Below are 15,226 nucleotides of genomic sequence, written 5' to 3' on the forward strand. Positions count from 1 at the left end.
TCCACCTTGCGCCATGCCCGGACAACAGGGTGCCAATACAACAGGGCGCCGGTTCAGTGCCTTCTGTCAGCGTTCCGTTGCCACTGGCCGTTCTGGAACGTGCAGGCGGGACATGACGCGGTTCACGGAAGCCGGCACACGGTTCTTGGTCCAGACGGAGACTGCCACCGTCACTGCGAAAGCAGCGGGGACCGTCCATGCAGCCGGTTGCGCCAACCAGGCAGGAGCATTGCCCTGGCCCATGACAGTGCCCATCACCATGGCCCCGCCACACAGCAGCGCACCGGTCACCATCCCCGCAATTGCCCCGGCATCGGTCAGCCCACGCCACCAGATTCCCAGCAGCAACACGGGACAAATGGTGGAGGCCGTAAAGGCAAAGACCAGTCCAACGCTCCCGGCCAAGGCCAGAGTGTCTGTCATGAAAGCAAAACCCAAAGGCACGACGGCGGCAAGCAGCGCCGCGAGGCGGAATCCCCGGACGCTTCCCCCAAAGAGGTCCTGGCTGATGACGCCTGAGAGCGAAACGACCAGCCCGGACGTGGTGGACAGAAACGCGGCGAAGGCGCCGGCAACCACGAGGGCTGAGAGGAGTTCGCCGGCTGTTCCTCCCACGAGCTTGCCAGGCAACAGCAGGACCAGGGCGTCGGCTTGTCCTGATTGTGCCAGCTCCGGGGCGAAGATTCTTCCCAGAGCGCCGGACAGCGTGGGGAAGAGGTAGAACACAGAGAGCAGTCCAAGGACGATCAATGTGGTGCGGCGTGCCGATTGTCCATCTGGATTTGTGTAGAACCGTACCAGGACGTGCGGCAGGCCCAACGTCCCGAAGAGCAGTGCCACCAGGAGCGAAATGTTCTGGTAGGCGCTGGCGGCTGGCTGGCCAGTGGGATTGACCGGGAGCTGGGCTTGGTGCGGGGTGTCGTTTCCAGCCAGCACCAGGAGCACGAAAATCACGGGAACGGCCAACGCAGTCAGCTTGAGCCAATACTGGAAAGCCTGGACGAACGTAATGGACCGCATCCCACCTGCCACCACCGTGAGGCACACCACCAGCACCACCGCCGTCGAACCTACCCAAGACGGCAGTCCCGTGGTGATGCGGATGGTGAGCGCAGCGCCATGAAGCTGGGGCACGATGTACAGCCAGCCGACGGCCACCACTACCAGGCTTGTGACGCGTCGAACCATCTTGGAATCCAGGCGCGCCTCGGTGAAGTCCGGGATGGTGTACGCGCCAGAGCGCCGCAGGGGAGCGGCAACGAAAAGCAACAGCATGAGGTAACCAGCGGTGTAACCAACAGGGAACCACAAGGCATCGGTTCCGGAGAGCAGGATCAGTCCCGCGACGCCCAGGAAGCTCGCGGCGGACAGGTATTCGCCGCCAATCGCGGAGGCATTCCACCACGGCGGGACTGTGCGCGAGGCAACGTAGAAGTCTCCAGTAGTGCGTGAGATGCGCAGGCCATAGAAGCCGATGACCGCCGTCGTGATCGAAACTGCCAGAAAGGCGACCAAACCAACAGCAGGGTTCACTTGTCCTCCACAAGGTCCCGATATCGGGCTTCATTGCGTGCGGCCGCGCGGTTGTACAGCCAGGCGCTGAGGCCGATCACGGGGTAGATCCCCAGCCCCAGCAACAGCCAGTCGAGCGGAATGCCCAGGATCCGGGTCTCGGCCACCCCTGGTCCGAAGACCAGCAACAGGGCGAACGCAGCGAGAATGAGCAGGAAGCCGCAGGCCACCACCAATGCGAGCCGCAGTTGCGAGCGGATGAGGGAACGGACGAAAACGCGTCCCGCGTCCGAATCCTCGGCGACTTCGCCACCGTAAGGGAACCGGGTGGGGGTCGGTATGGCTGCTTGGTGTGGTGCCGTGACCCGAACGCGCGTCATCCTTGAGGCCGGATGCGGGTGGATTGCAGCTTGTCACGCACCGATGGCAGGTGGCGCCGGCTAATGGGCAGTTCCGCGCCAGCCACTCTTACGCTGGGGGCAGTCGCAGAAAGCTTCAAATGCCCCACATGGTCCAAGGCAATCAGGTAGCTGCGGTGGATCCGGATAAAACCGGCTTGGGCCCACTTCTGTTCCAGATCGCTGAGCGGGACGCGGATCAGGTAACTGGCTTCGGCTGTGTGCAGCCTGGCGTAATCGCCCTGCGCCTGCACGTAGCTGACATCATCCCGACGGATCATGCGTGTAGTGCTTCCCAAGTCCACCGTGATCATTTCGGGAGCAGGAGCGCCGTCCTTGATCAGCTCGCTGATCCGGTCCACGGATCGTGCCAGCCGCTCGGCACGGAGCGGCTTGAGGAGATAGTCGATGGCAGCGAGGTCAAAGGCCTCCAACGCGCAGTCTTCGTCAGCGGTGACGAACACGACGGCGGGCGGGCTGCTGCTGCGCGCGATGGCGCGGGCGATGTCCAAACCAGATAGGGCCGGCATATGGATGTCGAGGAACACGGCGTCAACGGACTCCCGGTCAAGGATCCGTAAAGCCTCGGCCCCGGACGAGGCGCGATGGATGGTCCCGATGCGCGCATCCCGCCCCAGCAGGAAAGCGAGCTCCTCCACGGCAGGCAGTTCGTCATCAGCGACGAGCACGTTGATCATGATTAAAGATTAGCCCGGTGTGTCAGGCGTCATGTCCTGGCTGGGATTTGGGCACCCGCATGGTGATCAATGTTCCTTCACCGGGGGCCGTTTCGATAACGAGGCCGTGCTCGTCCCCATAGACCTGCCGCAAGCGGGCGTCCACGTTGCGCAAGCCCACGTGCTCACCGTCCGTATGTCCGGCAAGCACGGACCGCAGGTGCTCAGGTTCCATCCCCACACCGTCGTCCTCGATGGTGACCTCGGCGAACGCGCCGGAATCATTGGCGCAAATGGTGATGTGTCCGGGGCCTTCCTTCGCCTCAAGGCCGTGCCGGACCGCGTTCTCCACCAGCGGTTGCAGGCTAAGGAACGGTATGACGGTGCTCAGCACTTCGGGTGCGATCCGAAGGCTCACCTGCACGCGCTCGCCGAACCGGGCCCGTTCCAGAAGAAGGTAGCGGTCGATGCAGCGCAGTTCCTCGGCCACCGTGGTGAAGTCGCCATGCCTGCGGAAGGAGTACCTGGTGAAGTCGGCGAATTCCACCACGAGCTCCCTGGCCCGTGCTGGATCTGTATTGATGAAAGAAGCGATGGCGTTCAAGGAGTTGTAAATGAAGTGGGGGCTGATTTGAGCACGAAGAGCCCGGACTTCTGCCTCCATGAGCAGAGTCCGCGACGCCTCCAATTCAGCCAGCTCAAGCTGGGCGGCAATCCAGTCAGCCACTTCGCTGGTGGCCCTTACCAGTCCGGCGCCAGCCGCAGGCGCAAGGGCAGCCACCGATCCGACCACCCTGGAACCAGCACGGATGGGGGCAATAACGGCACTGAAGTCATGGTGGCCGTGCTCGGATTTTGCCTGCGCGGAATGCCCTGCGTGGGGCACCACGGCAGTCCGGCCCGTCGCCAGCACCTCCGCGGCGAGACGCATGAGGGAAGGCCGCAGGTCCTCCGCAACCCCATCCCAGGCAAGGACCGAATCGGTGTCCGTAATGGCCAGGGCGTCGCAGCCGAGGAGCATTCGCAGTTGCTTGCTCGCCTTGGCCGCGCCAGAGGCTTGCAGTCCGCCACGCAGGTGCTGCCCTGCACGCGAGGCCGCGTGAAGTGTGTTGTAGGTGGCCCGCTCAGCGTCCGTGCCCAGGTCCCGGAAGGAGCGAATCACCTTCAACCCAACACCCACGACGACGGCAACGGCCAGCACGATCACGGCGATCGCGGCTGCGGTGAAGAGCGGGGAGTCAGGCATAGAGCCAGAGTAGCCGGATGCTCGCTCACATCCTGCGCGGTTTTTCCTGATGCTCGCTCACATCCCACCGGCTTTTTCCCGATGCTCGCTCACATCCTGCGCGGTTTTTCCTGATGCTCGCTCACGTCCCACCGTTCGGCGCAGCATCCTGACCGTTGGGCGACGGTGGCAGCTGGTTCTCTGGAACCACTGGCACGGCGCGTTCGATAGTGATTGCAGTCACATTGGCAAAGCGTGTGGAGCTGATGTGGACACATCACAATCAGGAGGAACCATGGGTAATGAGGCCCAACCCCAGGACGCAACAGCGTCCGTGGACTTCCAGGAAGTCCAGCAAACGGAACGGTTCAAGACGCTGCGCAAGCGGCACCGCAGTTTTGTCTTCCCAATGGCAGTGGCGTTCCTGCTTTGGTATTTCGCCTACGTTCTCTTGGCCGACTACGCCGTCGGCTTCATGTCCATCAAAGTTTGGGGCAACATCAACGTCGGCCTGATCCTCGGACTGCTCCAATTTGTCACCACGTTCGGCATCACCGCTTGGTACGTGAGCTACTCCAACCGGAAGCTGGACCCCATCGCTGCCGATATCCGCAACGAGATCGAGGGCCACCAGTTCGATAAGGACGGCAATGTGATCAGCAGGGCAGCCAAATGACCACGAACCACATCAGCACCCTTGTCCCCGCGGTAAACGTCGCCGCATTGAAGGATACGACGCTCCTCAACATGGGTATTTTCGCGCTCTTCGTGGCCGTCACCATGGTGATCGTCTTCCGGGCCAGCAGGAACAACAAGACCGCGGCGGACTACTATGCGGCCGGCCGTTCCTTCACCGGTTCACAGAACGGTACAGCGATCGCGGGCGACTACCTTTCGGCGGCCTCGTTCCTCGGTATCACTGGCGCCATTGCTATCAACGGATATGACGGGTTCCTCTACTCCATCGGCTTCCTCGTTGCATGGTTGGTGGCATTGCTCCTTGTCGCCGAGCTCTTGCGCAACACCGGCAAGTTCACCATGGCCGATGTCTTGTCGTTCAGACTGCGCCAGCGTCCCGTCCGAATAGCGGCAGCCCTCTCCACCCTTGCGGTTTGCTTCTTTTACCTGCTAGCGCAAATGGCGGGAGCCGGTAGCTTGATTTCGCTCCTCTTGGGCATCAGCGACTGGGGCGGACAAGCTTTGGTGATCATCGTCGTCGGCGCCTTGATGATTATGTACGTCCTGATCGGCGGCATGAAGGGCACCACGTGGGTGCAGATCATCAAAGCCATCCTGCTGATCGCAGGAGCTGCAGTCATGACCGCCTGGGTGCTGGCGATCTACGGCTTCAATCTCTCCAATCTGCTCGGTTCCGCGGCCGAGGCCGCCAACAACCCGGCCGTTCTCAACCCAGGCCTGCAGTACGGGAAGACGGAGACGTCCAAGCTGGATTTCATGTCCCTGGGCTTGGCGCTGGTCCTCGGCACAGCTGCCCTCCCACACGTTTTGATGCGTTTCTACACGGTTCCCACAGCCAAGGAAGCACGCAAATCCGTGGTCTGGTCGATCTGGCTGATCGGCCTGTTCTACCTGTTCACGCTGGTACTGGGTTACGGCGCAGCGGCTTTGGTTGGAGCAGACACGATCAAGTCCGCACCCGGCGGCGTCRACTCTGCCGCACCCCTGCTGGCCTTCCACCTCGGTGGGCCGCTGCTGCTCGGATTCATATCCGCCGTCGCTTTCGCCACCATCCTGGCAGTGGTAGCGGGACTGACCATCACGGCTGCGGCGTCCTTTGCCCATGACATCTACGCCAATGTCATCTCTAAGGGCAAGGCCGACGCCACCACAGAGGTCAAGGTGGCCCGGCGCACCGTAGTGGTCATCGGTATTCTCGCCATCCTCGGTGGAATCTTCGCCAACGGCCAGAACGTCGCCTTCCTGGTGGCTCTTGCCTTCGCAGTGGCAGCTTCGGCCAACCTGCCAACAATCGTCTACTCGTTGTTCTGGCGGAAGTTCACCACACAGGGTGCCGTATGGAGCATGTATGGCGGCCTGGCCTCGGCCATCCTGCTCATTGCGTTCTCGCCCGTGGTCTCGGGTGCAAAGACGTCCATGATCCAGGGAGCCAACTTCGCGTTCTTCCCGCTGAGCAACCCGGGCATCGTATCCATCCCCCTCGCATTCCTGCTGGGCTGGCTGGGGACCGTCCTGGATAAGCGCCGTGAGGATCCGGCCAAGCAAGCGGAGATGGAAGTCCGCTCACTGACAGGTATCGGTGCAGAGAAAGCAGTGGATCACTGAGGTCAACAAGAATCGAGGCCAAACACGGGGGGCTCCTTCTGCCAAACGGCGGGGGAGCCCTCGGGCATGCCAGGACTAATCACCTCTTGAGGCTGAGCCATTCCGTCAACTGTTCCAAAGGCCATGTGGTGACAATCCGTTCCTTGGGCACCCCAAGTGCCTCGGCACGTTCGGCGCCATACTGAAGGAAATCGAGTTGGCCAGGGGCATGGGCATCACTGTCAATGCTGAAGAGGCAGCCGGCGTCCAGCGCCATCTTGATCAACGCGTCCGGAGGGTCCTGCCGCTCCGGCCGTGAATTGATTTCGACGGCGACGCCCCACTCGGCACATTCGGTGAAGACCTTCATGGCATCGAATTCGGACTCAGGACGGGTGCCGCGCGATCCTTGAACGAGACGGCCCGTGCAATGCCCTAAGACGTTCGTGTGGGGATCGCTGATTCCGCCAAGCATCCGCTTGGTCATGGTCTTCTTGTCCGAGCGCAGCTTCGAGTGGACACTGGCCACCACCACGTCCAGCCGGTCCAGCATTTCCGGCGTTTGGTCCAGGGTCCCGCCCTCCAGGATGTCCACTTCGATGCCTTTGAGCAGGCGGAAGCCGTCCTGATTGGCATTGATCCCTTCCACCACACCGAGCTGTTTCTCCAGCCGTTCAACGCTAAGGCCGTTGGCGATGGTCAGGTTGGGGGAGTGGTCAGTGAGGGCAAGGTATTCACGGCCCAGGGTTTTGGCGGCAGCCACCATGGTCTCAATCGGTGAGCCGCCGTCGGACCAATTGCTGTGGCTGTGCAGATCGCCGCGTAACGCAGCCTTGAGGGTGTCGCCGCCGGACGCCAAAGATTCCGCGCCACGCTCACGAAGGTCGGCCAGATAATCGGGCACCCTGTCTTCCAGAGCCTGGGTGATGACTTCCCCGCTTCGGTCCCCAACACCTTTCAGGCTCGTGACTCTTCCGTTCCGGACGAGCCTGGCCAACTCGTCGGGCGGAAGCTGCCGAACGGCGTCGGCCGCTTTCCTGAAGGCCTGGACCTTGAAGGTGGGGGCTTGGCCACGTTCCAACCAAAAGGAGATTTCTTCGAGCGCCTCAACGGGATCCATGGCTCCATGATCCACGAACCGGGCGCACCATCAACAGTGGGCAATGTTGATGGTGCGCCGGTTCGGGCGATTGCCACTAGTGGTGGTGGCTTGGAATCTGTGCTGGAGGTGTGCCTTCGGAGGGGGCTTGGCCGTGTTCGCCATGGGGGACGGCGTGCTGGCCTGCCATGGATGCTGCCAGTCCCGGCGTGGCAACTGACGCAACAACGACGGCGGCCCCGAACGCGGCTGCCAGAAGCCGCCCGGTCCTTGGCAGGCCGTGGGCGCCGCCGTCGTTGGTCTTTTGCTGCCGACCCAGCCAACCGCCTCCGCCAAGTGCCATGAGCGATAGGCCCAAAGCGGCAAGGTTGCTCACATCAAGCGACGGTTCACTAGCCGCCAAACCGCCTGTAAGGACGGCAATGTGGGCAGCCGCCGCAACCGCCAGAGCGGGAAAGGCAAGCCGGCCGAAGACAAAGGTGTTGCGGTGGAGCCCCCATAAAGACCACGCCAGGAAAGCGAGTCCAGCTGCCAGGGCAACCGTTCCAGCAACCACCAAGCCAAGCGCGGCAGCTTCTGTCAGGTAGCCAGCCGCAATGGACAATTCCACCATCCCGGCGGCCATGGCCGCAAAGTAGACGAACAACAACGCGGCCGCGTTCAGTGTGGGGTGATATTTGACTGCCATGGCGCTGTCCTCGGTCTCGATGGTTCCGCGATCAGGGATTCCGTGGGCGGGGTTCCGCGATCAGGCGCGGGCCGAGACGACGACGGCCTTGTCCTGTGACAGGGCGACACCCAGAAGCACAACAGCGCTGGCCAGGTGCAGGACGTTGTCTGCCCCATTCAGGGCGATGATGTTCAGCGAAGTACCCACGAGGAAAAGGCCGAGGATACCCACCAGCAGATAGACGCCGCCCACCGCGCTGTTAACGGATTTGGAAAGCGTGACGCTGTTCATGCCCGCGTAAAGAAGGGCTGCACCTATGGCCAAGTGAATGACGTTGTGCAGGGGGTTAACCGCGAAGATGATCAGGTTGGCGCCTTCGGTGGCGAAGAACCCGATTCCCGAAGTGACGAAGAATCCGAGCACGCCTACCAAGAGGTATACGGCTCCGAAGATGGTGGCGATCAAGCGATTGGGCGAAGTACGCATTGGTCCGAACCTTCCGGTGATGGCAGGGACTTCCCCGGCCGTCCTGTGGAACCCCGGACGGGGCTCTCAAACAGTGATTCGGACCATGAGCGGATGCGGATGGGTGGAAACTGGATTATTTTTCCGCCGTTATGGACGGAGGCGGATGCTGCTCATTTTGAGATCGTCGGTCCCTTCGAAAACGTACTTGAGATCGATGGTCTTGCCACTGCACTGCAAGGTTCCCGCGATGTCCGCTTTATTATTGCCGTTGTTCGAGTTCACGCTCACCGAGCTGTAATTGGGTTTGYATGAGTCATCAAGTTCCAGGCTGGCAATGCCGTCGATGAAGGACTGCTTATCCAGTTCGTCCTTCAAGGCCTGGTGCAGATAGTTGTCATAAGCCTGCTCTGTTTGCCCTGAAACAACCAGCTTGGTGAACTCGTCAGCCAACGATCTCGCCTTCGACGTCGCGCTGCCCACGACATTCACCAGCACCAGGATGCCCACCACGGCCAGGACGATGACTCCTGCCACAATACTCAGGACAATCCAGAGCACCTTCCTGCTCTTGGCCGGCGGTGGAAACTGCTGGCCGTACTGGCCGGGGGCGTACTGGCTCTGCGGGTACTGACCGGGCGGGTACTGGCCTTGCGGGTACGGGTTTTGGTCCGGTCGGGACTGTTCAGGGGCGTACTGACCTTGGGAGCCCGGGGACGACGGCGGCTGTTGCCACTGCGGTGGAGTCCCGTTCGGTGGGGAGTACCCGGGGCCGGGCGGGACGGGTGGTGGGTTCTGGCCGTATTCGCTTCCACCGTATTGATTTCCGCTGCGCTGTCCGTCGCGACCATTCGGTTCCTGCGGGTTGCTCACTGTAGTGCCCCTTTCGGCAGCCTGCGGCAGCGCCACCACGTAGCCGGAAACCGCTGGCCGGCCCCCGATGCGTCCATCTGAATCAAATCGCATTCACGGTTCCACAGGCAAGGGCCAAAAGGTACTAAACGGCAGGTGAAAGCCCGGGGGTTTAGCCTTCAGAGCGCCGACCCAGCAGGGGTTGCACCCGGTACGGAATCATTTCCCGCATCGCCAAGGCAGTGTCGGTGCGGTCAACGCCGTCGCACGCAAGGATCTTGCCGTTGATCCGGTAAAGGTCCTCGGCGTCCAGCGCCACCACCCGCAAGAGCAAGTCGGCTGATCCGGTGAGGCCAAAACCTTCCAGGATCTCCGGGATGTCCGCAAGATCCTTCGCGAGGGAGGCGAGTTTCTGTTGCTGGACATGCACGGTGATGAATGCCGTGAGGGGGTAGCCGAGGGCGACCGGATTGATGCGCCGCTCAAAGGAGAGAAAAGCATGCTTCTTCTCAAGCTGGGCCATGCGTGCCTGGACGGTATTGCGGGACAGGCCAAGTCTCTGGGCGAGGGCCACAACGGTCCCTCTGGGATCCTTTGCCATCGCTGAAAGGAGCCGGGTGTCAGTGCCATCCAAAGGTTGCATAATGCGCAAGATTAGCACGGCCTGGCCGCTGCCAACATGGCAGAATGCTCAAGTTTTTCATCGGTAGTTGTACCCCGTGCGTCTTGTGAGTAGGGTCACAATTAACGCTGGCGAAGGAGCCAGGGGGTCGGTCTGTGCTTGGATCACAAGTCCAGCAGGGCCGACAAAACCTAGCCGGAAGGTTGCGATCACCTGTGTTGACGGATAAGGCGGGCAAGGGAGTGCAAAATGACGCTCCGCGCCCCGGACAAAGTGCACATAATCCTTTGCGGACGGGGGGCAACCTCCTGCAGTTAGTGTCGCCGGACGGCGAACGGATCAGCCACCCGGAATTTGATCTCTGGATCAAGGACATCGGCGATGAGCAATTGGGCTCCTTGTTGGAGGACATGACAGTCATCCGCCGGATCGATACCGAAGCCACAGCCCTCCAGCGGCAGGGAGAACTGGCCCTCTGGCCGCCGCTGCTGGGACAGGAAGCAGCCCAGATCGGTTCAAGCCGTTCCTTGCGCGACGACGACTTTGTTTTCCCCAGCTATCGTGAGAGCGGCGTCGCGTACATCCGTGGAGCCCATGTCTCGGAGATCGCCCAGGTTTGGCGCGGAAATGCCCTGTACTCCTGGGATCCAAAGCGAATCAACATGGCGACGCCCCAAATCATCATTGGTTCCCAGAGCCTCCACGCCACCGGTTACGCCATGGGCGTCCAACTGGACGGCGCCAGCACGGCAGTACTTGCCTACTTCGGGGATGGCGCCACGAGTGAAGGTGACGTGAGCGAGGCCATGGTGTTTGCCGCCAGTTTCCAGGCGCCCGTGGTGTTTTTCTGCCAGAACAACCACTGGGCTATTTCCGAACCCGTGCGGGTGCAGTCCCACGTTCAACTGGCCGACAGGCCAACAGGGTTCGGCATCCCCAGCCTGCGCGTTGACGGCAACGATGTCCTCGCCGTCATGGCCGCTACCCGTTGGGCTTTGGATCGCGCCCGCAGCGGTGGTGGGCCAACGTTTATCGAAGCGGTCACCTACCGCATGGGTCCGCACACTACTGCCGATGATCCCACGCGGTACCGGGACCCGAATGAGCTGGAGGACTGGGCTGCCAAGGATCCTATTCTCCGTCTGCGGAGGCTCCTTGACGCCAAGGGCCTGCTCACCGAAGACCTTGAGAGCAGAGCCAAAGCCAAAGCCGACGCCGTTGCAGCCGAACTCCGTACCAGCTGCGTTAACATGCCTGATCCGCAGCCGTTGGACGTCTTTAACCACGTTTACAGCACACCCAATTCCTGGATTGAACGCCAGAAGGATCAGTATTCGCGATACCTGAACAGTTTCAACCAGCCGGTCGAGGAAGGTGCACTCTGATGTCCCAGCTCACTTTTGCCCGGGCTATCAACGCCGGCCTTCGCAAGTCACTGGAAAACGATCCCAAGGTCATCCTCATGGGTGAGGATATTGGTTCCCTCGGTGGTGTCTTCCGTGTCACCGACGGACTCCAGAAGGACTTTGGAAAGCACCGTGTGATTGATACGCCCCTGGCCGAGTCCGGCATCATCGGAACCGCTGTTGGCCTGGCCTACCGGGGCTACCGACCAGTGTGCGAGATCCAGTTCGACGGCTTCATCTATCCTGCTTTCGATCAGATCGTCAGCCAGGTGGCCAAGATGCACTACCGGACCCAGGGGCGGGTCAAGATGCCCATCACCATCCGCGTTCCTTTCGGTGGAGGCATTGGCTCGCCGGAGCACCACTCGGAATCGCCGGAAGCATACTTCACTCACACCTCAGGACTTCGGGTAGTGGCGGTGTCCAACCCTCAGGACGCCTACACCATGATCCAGCAGGCCATTGCCTCGGATGATCCTGTTCTCTATTTCGAACCCAAGCGCCGCTACCACGACAAAGGTGACGTCGACGAGTCCATGGACCTCTCCAAAGCGATGCCATTGGACAAGGCAGCTGTGGTCAACGCCGGTTCGGACGTCACCCTGGTGGCTTACGGCCCTCTGGTTAAAACCGCCAAGGATGCGGCCCAGGCTGCGGCTGATGAAGGAGTCTCCGTGGAAGTCATCGACCTGCGCTCGTTGGCTCCCGTTGACTACCCGGTGGTGGAAGCATCCGTGCGCAAGACGGGCCGTCTGGTCATCACGCACGAGGCCGGACAATCCGGTGGCCTCGGAGCGGAGATTGCGGCCAGCATTACTGAGCGCTGCTTCAACTACCTGGAGTCCGCCCCCGTCCGGATTACCGGCTTCGACGTTCCCTACCCCTACTCGAAGCTTGAAATGCACCATCTCCCGGATCTGGACAGGATTCTGGATGGCGTGGACCGCACCTTGGGCCGCCCCAACTCCCTGAGTGGACTGGAAGGATGACCACCACCATGATCAAGGAATTCAGGCTGCCGGACCTTGGCGAAGGCCTGACCGAGTCGGAAATCCTGAGCTGGAAGGTCGCAGTGGGGGACACCGTCACCCTCAATCAGGTCATTGCGGAGGTGGAGACGGCCAAGGCCGTCGTCGAGCTGCCGTCGCCTTTCGCCGGCGTCGTAGCGGCCCTGCACGAGCAGCCCGGTTCCGTGGTGGAGGTCGGCAAACCGATCGTCTCCTTCGAAGTGGACGACGCCGGGGCCTCCAACGGGGGCAACGGACCTGTCGCTGGACATCAGGCTGCCGGCGAACCGGAGTCCACTAGCGAACCTGCATCAGACGGGGGATCTGGATCAAACAGCGGATCTGGATCGAACGGCGGGTCGCAACCAGTCGAGGCGAGCGGGGCGACCGCAAGTCCCGCCAAACGTGAGCCGAACCTGGTGGGGTATGGCGCCGTCGTCGAGCACACCGGACGGCCGACGCGCCGGGTCCGTGCCAACGTCCAACCCGTCCAAACAGAAACCGTCCAAGCCGAAACGCCGCAGGCTCGCCCCGCGGAAGTGGCGCGTGAGTCAACCCCTCACCCTGACGCAGCCACGGCTGAGCGTCCACGTTCCACACCGCCGGTCCGCAAGCTGGCGCGCGATCTGGGGATTGACCTGCAGTTGGTTCGCGGAACTGGTCCGGGAGGACTGATCACGCGGGAAGACGTCCAGAGCTTCACGGGTGAAGCGGAAGCCGCAAACGCAGCACCAGCAGAGCCCGCAGCGACCGGCGAGCGTGAAACGCGTACGCCTATCAAGGGTGTCCGGAAGTTCACAGCCGCGGCCATGGTGCAGAGCGCATTCACCGCGCCGCATGTGACGGAATTCCTGACGATCGATGTCACAGCGACCATGGAATTGCTGGCGCGGCTTCGGGCCAGCAAAGCGTTCGAAGGCTACAAGCTCACCCCTCTCACGATCGCGGCCAAGGCGGTCTTGATAGCACTGCGGAACAACCCAACGTTGAATTCGCGCTGGGATGAAGCACGCCAGGAGATCATCCAGTTCAACTACGTCAACCTTGGCATCGCGGCTGCTACGCCCCGGGGCCTGACGGTACCGAACATCAAGGATGCCGATCGCCTGACCCTGCGGGAACTTGCCACAGCATTGTCGGCACTCACAGACACCGCACGTGCCGGCAAGACGTCTCCGTCAGATCTTTCGGGCGGCACCATCTCTATCACCAACATCGGAGTATTTGGGATCGACGCTGGAACGCCCATCCTGAATCCGGGCGAGGCTGCCATCGTGGCCTTGGGTGCAGTGCGGAAGGCGCCGTGGGTGGTGGATGATGAGATCGCCGTGCGGCAGGTGATGTCCCTGAGCTTGTCCTTCGACCACCGTTTGGTGGATGGCGAACAGGGCTCACGCTTCCTGGCGGACCTTGGCGCTATCCTGTCCGATCCCGCCATGGTGTTGACTATGGTCTAGCTTCACGAATGTAGGAAGCTGCGCCGACCCACCCCTTTACGAGTGCTTGCAGGAAACTGCGGCTAAGGGGTGGGTCGTCGCGCGTTCAGTCTTCTGTGGGGGTGGTCCGATTGGAGTGGACATCGCGCCAGCTGTGTTCCGGCTCGAAACCAAGGAGCCGACGGGCTTTATCGATGGACAGCATCGTTTCGTGCTGGCCCAGTTCCTTGACAACCTCGACGCCGGGAAAGACTTCCGCGGCAAGCTCGGCGCTGCTTCGGCTCATCACGGTGTCAGAAGCGGCGATGATGAAGGCCTCGAAACCGGGTGCACCTTTCTCCAGGGCGCGGACAACCGCTTGGGCCCCGTCGCGGGCATCGATGTAGCCCCACAGATTCCACTTGCGCAGCGTGGCGTCCGAGTCAAAGGACGGGAAGGCGTCGTAGTCTTCGGGGTCCATCACGTTGGAGAACCTTAGTGCGGTGATGCTCAACGCCGGGTCCCAGCGCGTGAGCTGGATGGCCATCTGCTCCTCGAGGTGTTTCACGAGGGAGTACGTGCTTTCAGGCCGGGCCGCGTACTCCTCATCCACGGGAATGTAGGGAGGGTCGATGTCGAAGGGGAGTCCCAGGACCGTCTCGCTGGAGGCATAAACCACCTTCTTGATGCCCGCTCGCCGCGCTGCCTGAAAGACGTTGTAGGTGGAGAGCATGTTGTTTTCAAAAATTGCGGCGTCCGGAGCCAACCCCGGTGCGGGGATCGCGGCCAGATGGATGATCGCGTCCAAGCCGCTGTGTTGGTCGTCCAAGCCGAGGATGACATCCAGGACCTGCCCATAATTGCGAAGGTCCACATTTACGTAGCCGCGGCCCCTCTTGCCTGCGCGGTCAACGTTGAGCACGTGGTGGCCATTCTGCCTCAGCCGACGGACCACGCTCCTGCCCAATTTTCCGCTTCCGCCGGTTACGGCAATCCTCATGGTGCGCTCCTCGTTAGTGGCTGGTACCAACCATGTTGCTATATGGATACAGTATGGGTTCGAGCTTCAGCCTAGGCTCCACTTCCGCCCCGCACAGCCCCTGAAACTGGCCCTGTGAGTCCTAGGAATACTGGAACGGCCCAAGAACATACGGGTTGCCTGTGCAGGTTGCAGGTCGCAGGCAGGGGCAATTAGGCAACTGGAGGAGGTCGCAGGCAGGGGCCTGGCTCGCGTGTGCATCGCCTCGCGCGCAGGCACGCGGCACCCATCTGTGCATCGCATCCGGCACCCATGAGCATCCGGCACACTTCCGCATACCCGCGGCACCGCGCTGGCCGAACCCGGCATCATTGTCGGGCAGGTTTATGTTCTCTGGGGTGTGTGGTGGTGGTTGCGTCGGGGGGTTTGTTTGGGGTCGATGTGTGGTGGTGGGGTGAACCAGGGCACGCCGGTGGTCATGTCGATCCGCCATTGTTCTTTGTGGATGACGTGGTGGTGGTGGCTGCAGAGCAGGGTGCCGTTCTCGGTTCCTGTGGTGCCGCCGTGTGACCAGTAGGTGATGTGGTGGGCTTCGCACCAGGGGGCGGGCATGGTG

At 61.8% G+C, this 15,226-nt stretch carries 16 protein-coding genes; 5 read left to right on the forward strand and 11 right to left on the reverse strand.

Annotation, left to right across the window (positions count from 1 at the left end; translation table 11 throughout):
* Positions 1–66: 66 nt before the first annotated feature.
* Genes AB4Y87_RS21240 through AB4Y87_RS21255 form a run of 4 tightly spaced genes read right to left on the reverse strand, consistent with a single transcriptional unit; the run spans position 67 to position 3,833 of the window.
* Complete coding sequence (locus AB4Y87_RS21240) at positions 67–1,533, reverse strand: sodium/solute symporter (protein ID WP_442006241.1); 1,467 nt, start codon at positions 1,531–1,533, stop codon at positions 67–69.
* Positions 1,530–1,892, reverse strand: a complete 363-nt coding sequence (locus AB4Y87_RS21245) for a hypothetical protein (RefSeq protein WP_442006242.1) — start codon at positions 1,890–1,892, stop codon at positions 1,530–1,532. Before AB4Y87_RS21245 ends, AB4Y87_RS21240 begins: the two co-directional genes overlap by 4 nt.
* Positions 1,889–2,608: a LytR/AlgR family response regulator transcription factor gene (locus AB4Y87_RS21250; protein WP_442006243.1), complete on the reverse strand. Its 720-nt coding sequence runs from the start codon at positions 2,606–2,608 to the stop codon at positions 1,889–1,891. Before AB4Y87_RS21250 ends, AB4Y87_RS21245 begins: the two co-directional genes overlap by 4 nt.
* A gap of 22 nt (positions 2,609–2,630) precedes the next feature.
* The gene (locus AB4Y87_RS21255; RefSeq protein WP_442006244.1) at positions 2,631–3,833 is read right to left on the reverse strand and encodes a sensor histidine kinase; all 1,203 of its coding nucleotides are present in this window, start codon (positions 3,831–3,833) and stop codon (positions 2,631–2,633) included.
* A 274-nt stretch (positions 3,834–4,107) separates the two neighbouring features.
* Between AB4Y87_RS21255 and AB4Y87_RS21260 the strand changes: the two genes are divergently transcribed.
* The gene (locus AB4Y87_RS21260) at positions 4,108–4,488 is read left to right on the forward strand and encodes a DUF485 domain-containing protein (RefSeq protein WP_442006245.1); all 381 of its coding nucleotides are present in this window, start codon (positions 4,108–4,110) and stop codon (positions 4,486–4,488) included.
* A complete protein-coding gene (locus AB4Y87_RS21265) occupies positions 4,485–6,116 on the forward strand; it encodes a solute symporter family protein (protein ID WP_442006246.1) in 1,632 nt (543 codons plus the stop codon). Before AB4Y87_RS21260 ends, AB4Y87_RS21265 begins: the two co-directional genes overlap by 4 nt.
* 79 nt (positions 6,117–6,195) lie before the next feature.
* Here the strand turns inward: AB4Y87_RS21265 and AB4Y87_RS21270 are convergent, their stop codons facing one another.
* From AB4Y87_RS21270 to AB4Y87_RS21290, 5 genes are all read right to left on the reverse strand, one after another.
* On the reverse strand, positions 6,196–7,215 hold the full coding sequence (locus tag AB4Y87_RS21270) for a PHP domain-containing protein (protein WP_442006247.1): 1,020 nt from the start codon (positions 7,213–7,215) through the stop codon (positions 6,196–6,198).
* Positions 7,216–7,291: 76 nt separating this feature from the next.
* On the reverse strand, positions 7,292–7,882 hold the full coding sequence (locus tag AB4Y87_RS21275) for a hypothetical protein (protein ID WP_442006248.1): 591 nt from the start codon (positions 7,880–7,882) through the stop codon (positions 7,292–7,294).
* Between the two features lie 60 nt (positions 7,883–7,942).
* Complete coding sequence (locus tag AB4Y87_RS21280; RefSeq protein ID WP_442006249.1) at positions 7,943–8,350, reverse strand: DUF4383 domain-containing protein; 408 nt, start codon at positions 8,348–8,350, stop codon at positions 7,943–7,945.
* A gap of 129 nt (positions 8,351–8,479) precedes the next feature.
* Positions 8,480–9,295 carry a hypothetical protein gene (locus AB4Y87_RS21285; protein WP_442006250.1) on the reverse strand — a complete coding sequence of 272 codons (816 nt, stop codon included), beginning with the start codon at positions 9,293–9,295 and terminating at the stop codon, positions 8,480–8,482.
* A 58-nt stretch (positions 9,296–9,353) separates the two neighbouring features.
* Positions 9,354–9,824, reverse strand: a complete 471-nt coding sequence (locus AB4Y87_RS21290) for an Lrp/AsnC family transcriptional regulator (RefSeq protein WP_442006251.1) — start codon at positions 9,822–9,824, stop codon at positions 9,354–9,356.
* Positions 9,825–10,018: 194 nt separating this feature from the next.
* Here AB4Y87_RS21290 and pdhA point away from each other — a divergent pair, with 194 nt between their 5' ends.
* Genes pdhA through AB4Y87_RS21305 form a run of 3 tightly spaced genes read left to right on the forward strand, consistent with a single transcriptional unit; the run spans position 10,019 to position 13,673 of the window.
* A complete protein-coding gene (gene pdhA / locus AB4Y87_RS21295) occupies positions 10,019–11,188 on the forward strand; it encodes a pyruvate dehydrogenase (acetyl-transferring) E1 component subunit alpha (RefSeq protein ID WP_442006252.1) in 1,170 nt (389 codons plus the stop codon).
* Positions 11,188–12,198: an alpha-ketoacid dehydrogenase subunit beta gene (locus tag AB4Y87_RS21300; protein WP_442006253.1), complete on the forward strand. Its 1,011-nt coding sequence runs from the start codon at positions 11,188–11,190 to the stop codon at positions 12,196–12,198. Before pdhA ends, AB4Y87_RS21300 begins: the two co-directional genes overlap by 1 nt.
* Complete coding sequence (locus tag AB4Y87_RS21305; protein WP_442006254.1) at positions 12,195–13,673, forward strand: dihydrolipoamide acetyltransferase family protein; 1,479 nt, start codon at positions 12,195–12,197, stop codon at positions 13,671–13,673. Before AB4Y87_RS21300 ends, AB4Y87_RS21305 begins: the two co-directional genes overlap by 4 nt.
* 85 nt (positions 13,674–13,758) lie before the next feature.
* On the opposite strand, the gene AB4Y87_RS21310 is transcribed toward AB4Y87_RS21305, so the two are convergent.
* Positions 13,759–14,631 carry an NAD-dependent epimerase/dehydratase family protein gene (locus AB4Y87_RS21310; protein WP_442006255.1) on the reverse strand — a complete coding sequence of 291 codons (873 nt, stop codon included), beginning with the start codon at positions 14,629–14,631 and terminating at the stop codon, positions 13,759–13,761.
* A 363-nt stretch (positions 14,632–14,994) separates the two neighbouring features.
* A partial coding sequence (locus AB4Y87_RS21315) for an HNH endonuclease (protein ID WP_442006256.1) occupies positions 14,995–15,226 on the reverse strand: 232 nt, incomplete at its 5' end.

This window comes from Paenarthrobacter sp. RAF54_2, from assembly GCF_052113945.1.
GTDB lineage: Bacteria > Actinomycetota > Actinomycetes > Actinomycetales > Micrococcaceae > Arthrobacter.

Excerpts from the sequence above, each read along its gene's own strand:
- AB4Y87_RS21245 (WP_442006242.1), bottom strand. The coding sequence starts at position 1,892 with ATGACGCGCGTTCGGGTCACGGCACCACACCAAGCAGCCATACCGACC.
- AB4Y87_RS21250 (WP_442006243.1), bottom strand. The coding sequence starts at position 2,608 with ATGATCAACGTGCTCGTCGCTGATGACGAACTGCCTGCCGTGGAGGAG.
- AB4Y87_RS21255 (WP_442006244.1), bottom strand. The coding sequence starts at position 3,833 with ATGCCTGACTCCCCGCTCTTCACCGCAGCCGCGATCGCCGTGATCGTG.
- AB4Y87_RS21260 (WP_442006245.1), top strand. The coding sequence starts at position 4,108 with ATGGGTAATGAGGCCCAACCCCAGGACGCAACAGCGTCCGTGGACTTC.
- AB4Y87_RS21270 (WP_442006247.1), bottom strand. The coding sequence starts at position 7,215 with ATGGATCCCGTTGAGGCGCTCGAAGAAATCTCCTTTTGGTTGGAACGT.
- AB4Y87_RS21275 (WP_442006248.1), bottom strand. The coding sequence starts at position 7,882 with ATGGCAGTCAAATATCACCCCACACTGAACGCGGCCGCGTTGTTGTTC.
- AB4Y87_RS21280 (WP_442006249.1), bottom strand. The coding sequence starts at position 8,350 with ATGCGTACTTCGCCCAATCGCTTGATCGCCACCATCTTCGGAGCCGTA.
- AB4Y87_RS21290 (WP_442006251.1), bottom strand. The coding sequence starts at position 9,824 with ATGCAACCTTTGGATGGCACTGACACCCGGCTCCTTTCAGCGATGGCA.
- AB4Y87_RS21300 (WP_442006253.1), top strand. The coding sequence starts at position 11,188 with ATGTCCCAGCTCACTTTTGCCCGGGCTATCAACGCCGGCCTTCGCAAG.
- AB4Y87_RS21305 (WP_442006254.1), top strand. The coding sequence starts at position 12,195 with ATGACCACCACCATGATCAAGGAATTCAGGCTGCCGGACCTTGGCGAA.
- AB4Y87_RS21310 (WP_442006255.1), bottom strand. The coding sequence starts at position 14,631 with ATGAGGATTGCCGTAACCGGCGGAAGCGGAAAATTGGGCAGGAGCGTG.